This window comes from Candidatus Cloacimonadota bacterium, from assembly GCA_028706475.1.
Taxonomy (GTDB): domain Bacteria; phylum Cloacimonadota; class Cloacimonadia; order Cloacimonadales; family Cloacimonadaceae; genus UBA5456.
Map to the genome: position 1 here is coordinate 1 of JAQWBI010000077.1, position 4,455 is coordinate 4,455.

Annotated in this window: 3 protein-coding genes; all 3 read left to right on the forward strand. The window is 46.4% G+C overall.

Features of this window, described 5'->3' with window-relative positions:
- Positions 1-2,565, forward strand: a 2,565-nt coding sequence (locus PHF32_08585) for an N-6 DNA methylase (GenBank protein MDD4560771.1), incomplete at its 5' end; no start/stop codon positions are given.
- Positions 2,566-2,658: 93 nt separating this feature from the next.
- Positions 2,659-2,988, forward strand: a complete 330-nt coding sequence (locus PHF32_08590) for a killer suppression protein (GenBank protein ID MDD4560772.1) — start codon at positions 2,659-2,661, stop codon at positions 2,986-2,988.
- A 12-nt stretch (positions 2,989-3,000) separates the two neighbouring features.
- Positions 3,001-4,068, forward strand: coding sequence for a HigA family addiction module antitoxin (locus PHF32_08595; GenBank protein MDD4560773.1), 1,068 nt, complete (start codon positions 3,001-3,003; stop codon positions 4,066-4,068).
- Positions 4,069-4,455 lie beyond the last annotated feature (387 nt).

Here is a 4,455-nt window from a genome sequence, read left to right on the forward strand (position 1 = left end):
GAAGTACGTGAATTTCGCCAGGCCATTGAACTCTTTAAGCGGGATGTGCCCATCGTAACCGAAGCCCTCCGCGAGCTGATCATCCGCGAGGCAGAAAGCAACAAGAAGTATTGCTCCAACCGGGATTCCTTTCTGGAACTCTTGCGGGATGTGGTGAACCCCGCCATCACCAAAGAAGACATCCGCGAAATGGTGATCCAGCATATCCTTACTGCGGATATCTTCAATACCATCTTTGATGAGCCCTACTTCCATCAGGAAAATAACATTGCCCGCGAACTGGAAAAGCTGGTGAATACCTTCTTCAGCAGAGATTTACGTCACCAAAGCCTGGCTACAATAAAGCATTATTATGATACGATCAATGCCCGCGCTGCGCAAATTGCCGACCATCACGAAAAACAGAAGTTCCTCAAGGTGGTCTATGAAACATTTTATAAAAGCTACAATTCCAAAAAGGCAGACCGCCTGGGCGTGGTCTATACTCCCAATGAGATCGTGCGCTTCATGATCCACAGCACAGACTACCTGCTGCACAAACACTTTGGCAAGATGCTGGAAGACCACGAAGTGGAAATCCTTGATCCCGCCACCGGCACCGGAACCTTCATCTGCGATATCATCGATCACATCGCGTCTGACAAGCTGGAATATAAATATCGCCACGAACTCCATGCCAATGAAGTGGAAATCCTACCCTATTACATCGCCAATCTCAACATCGAATTTACCTACAAACAGAAGATGCAGAGCTACGCGGAATTTGAAAACCTATGCTTTGTGGATACCCTGGATAACTACGTGAATGTACGCGAAGGCGGGGAGCAAGATATCTTCAGCGTTACGGACGAAAACGCCGAACGCATCAAACGCCAGAACGAACGCAAAATCTCCGTGATCATCGGCAATCCACCCTATAATGCCAACCAGATGAATGAAAACGAGAACAATAAAAACCGCGCCTACCCCAAGATCGATAAACGCATCAAAGACACCTATATCAAACACAGCACCGCCCAAAAAACCAAGGTCTATGATATGTATGCCAGGTTCTATCGCTGGGCGATGGACAGGCTGGATCAGAATGGAGTAATCGCTTATATCACAAACCGTTCTTTTATCGATAGCCGTACTTTTGATGGCTTCCGCAAGATTGTGTCCGATGAGTTTGACTTTGCCTACATCATCGATACCAGAAGCGATGTGCGCCAAAATCCCAAAATATCGGGAACCGCGAACAACGTCTTTGGCATCCAAACCGGAGTCGCAATCATGTTCCTGGTGCGCTTGCACCCACGCGTAAACAAGCAGTGCCGTATCTCATATTTCACGATGCAGGATGAATGGCGCAAAGACGATAAACTGCAGTGGCTCTGCTCTAACGCGCTCAAAGACATCCCCTTTACTCACATCGAACCGGATAAGAATAACAACTGGATCAACCTCACTGATAATGATTGGGAGGAGTTGATGCCGGTTGCTGATAAGAGTGTGAAACTTGGATCAAATCAAAACGCAGTATTCTCCATGTATTCCTTAGGTCTTGTAACTAATAGAGATGAATGGGTTTATGACTATGAAACTTCGATTCTCGTGAATAAGGTTGCAACTCTAATTGACACATACAATAATGCTTCAAACAGGGCTGATATCGATAAGAACGAAATCAAATGGACAAGAGCAGTCAAAAAAGACTTAATGAAGGGTGTTCAATATCAGCTTAAACCCGAGCAGATTCAGCCATGCAATTACAGGCCATATGTGGTTAAGGTACTATATTACAGCCAGGAGCTCAACGAGATGAGGTATCAAATGCCGTTGTTTTTTCCGACAGGCTCTGATGCTAACAATCTCATAGCTGTTAACTGCATGGGGTCAAGAGACTTCTCAGTTCTTGGTTCGAACAGGCTGTGTGACCTCCATTTCATAGGCGATTCTCAATGTCTTCCCCTCTACACCTACTCTCAGGATGGCACTCGCAATGACAACATCACAGACTGGGCTATGGCACAGTTCCGCGAACATTATGAGGATCAAAACATCGGCAAAGAGGACATTTTCCACTATGTGTATGGCGCGTTGCACAATCCGGCCTATCGCCAAAAGTATGAGCAGAATCTCAAACGTAGTTTACCCCGCATCCCCTTCTATGAGGATTTTTGGCAGTGGGTGGCTTGGGGTAAAGAGCTCATGGATTTGCACATTGGCTTTGAAACGGTCGATCCCTATCCGCTTACCCGCTGGGACGCTCTTGCCCGTGAGGATGGCAGCATCCCCAAAGCCAAGCTGAAAGCAGATAAAGAGCATGGAACGATTGTATTGGACGAGGATAGCAGCCTTACCGGCATACCGGATAGCGCCTGGGAATATAAGCTGGGCAATCGCAGTGCCTTGGAATGGATATTGGACCAATACAAGGAAAAGAAACCCAAGGATCCCACCATCGCCGAACGCTTCAATACCTACCGCTTTGCCGATTACAAGGAACAGGTGATCGAGCTCCTGATGCGGGTCTGCACCGTGAGCGTAAAGACCGTGGAAATCATTCGCCAGATGAAGGGGTGAGATGTAATGCTGTATTGGCAATGCGATGGGCATCAGGCTGGGAGAAAATCATTAACGTGGCATGTTAATAAAAACTACTTGACAGGATAGGACATGCAGATTAGTTTTACCACAAAGAAGCTTATGAAGCTTTTATCGAGTGAGAAAGAGATGGTGCGAAGCTATGGTCCAAAATGCGCGAAGCTGATTAAGCGCAGATTATGGGAATTAAATGCAGCAAGCGATATGAGTCAAGTGCCACTCTGCACAAGATTGCACCCATTGACCGGGAACTTAGATGGAAAGTTTGCAGTAGATCTGGAACATCCGAAGCGCTTGATACTTGTGCCGGATTGCAGGGAATTGCAAAAAAAGGCAGATGGCAGCTTGGACTTGAGCCAAATAGTAGCCATCATGATATTGGGTATAGTGGATTATCACTAAGGAGAGGGAAGGATGAGAAAGCGATATGAGTTCACTCCGGATTATGCTGTAATCCCTGGAGAAACTCTTCAGGACACGATTGAGAGTCTGGATATGACTCAGGCTGAGTTTGCGTCCAGGATGGGAATGACGGAGCAGAGCCTGGTACGCATCATCAAAGGAGAGCAAAAGATTACACACGAAACAGCACAGAAGTTGGAGTTGGTTACAGGTGTATCAAATGAGTTTTGGGTTAAACTGGAAGCCCAGTATCAGCAACAAATCAAGTTGATCGAGGAGCGTAAACGGAAGGTTGAATACTCCGCTTGGCTCAAGCAGTTTCCCCTCAAGGTCTTAGCAGAAAGGGGGTATATCCACATAACTAAAGATCCCATAGCGCAGGCCAGGGAAGTGTTTGCATTTTTCCGCACCAGCTCCAAAGAGACTTTCGAAAAGGATGTTTCCCGGCTGATGGCCAGTGCCAGAGATAGTGTGGCTTATAGCACATCGCCCCTGATGGCTGCCACCTACGTGGAGATGGGGATCAAAGACGCTGAAACCCAGAAGGTATTGCCATATAATACAAAGGCTTTCCGGGAAGCTCTGAAGGAGGCAAAAGCTATGATCATTGATCCTCCTCAGGACTTTGGTAGCAAGCTGCAGGAACTATTCGCAAAAGCAGGTGTGGCCTTGGTCTTTGTCCCTTTATTCAAAGGCGCACACTTTAATGGAGTATCTAAATGGCTATCATCAACCAAGGCTTTGATTATCCTTAGTGCCAGGGGAAAAGCAGAGGACATATTCTGGTTTTCCTTGTTCCATGAAGCTGCTCATATATTACACCACAGCAAAAAAAGGCTCTATATCAGTTGCAACAAAAGCACCAATAACGATGAGGAGGAGGCTGAACAGTTTGCAGCCGATTATCTGATTCCTGCCTCTTTTAACGAGCGGATATTGCAAAGTAAATCGGATCAGGATTTGTGTGCTCTGGCCAAGGAGTTGGGGCTTTCACCGGGCATCGTGGCTGGACGCTACCATCATCTGACATCCAAGTGGAACAGATTTCAGCATCTGATTAAAAAAGTGGATTGGGAATAGGATATTGAGCAATTAGCTGGAGACAGGCGGAACTGTCCAGTTTATGTACTGGTATCAACCTCGCGATAATCATCGTGGGTATACATCTTTGTAGCCAATTGAGATCGTCGGTTTCATCTGTCTCCAGAGTTCCATTTGATCTGCCAATACTCGCAGTCAGGGATAATCTCCAACGCCAAGCTTGACATAATATCAAGGCTTGTGGAGAATGGCAAACGAGAATAAACGCCTTGGGAGTAATGATGATAACTGTCTATATCAATGGCAAAGCCACGAGTGTGCTGAAGAATACCAAGGTTCTGCACGCTTGTACCAAAGCGGGATTTAAAGTTCCGCACCTCTGTTACCATGAAGATCTTCCTGCCTTTGGCAATTGTGGGGTTTGCA

What these genes read in the sequence shown, in the direction of transcription:
- PHF32_08595 (MDD4560773.1), top strand. Translation starts at nt 3,001, where the DNA reads ATGAGAAAGCGATATGAGTTCACTCCGGATTATGCTGTAATCCCTGGA.
- PHF32_08590 (MDD4560772.1), top strand. Translation starts at nt 2,659, where the DNA reads ATGCAGATTAGTTTTACCACAAAGAAGCTTATGAAGCTTTTATCGAGT.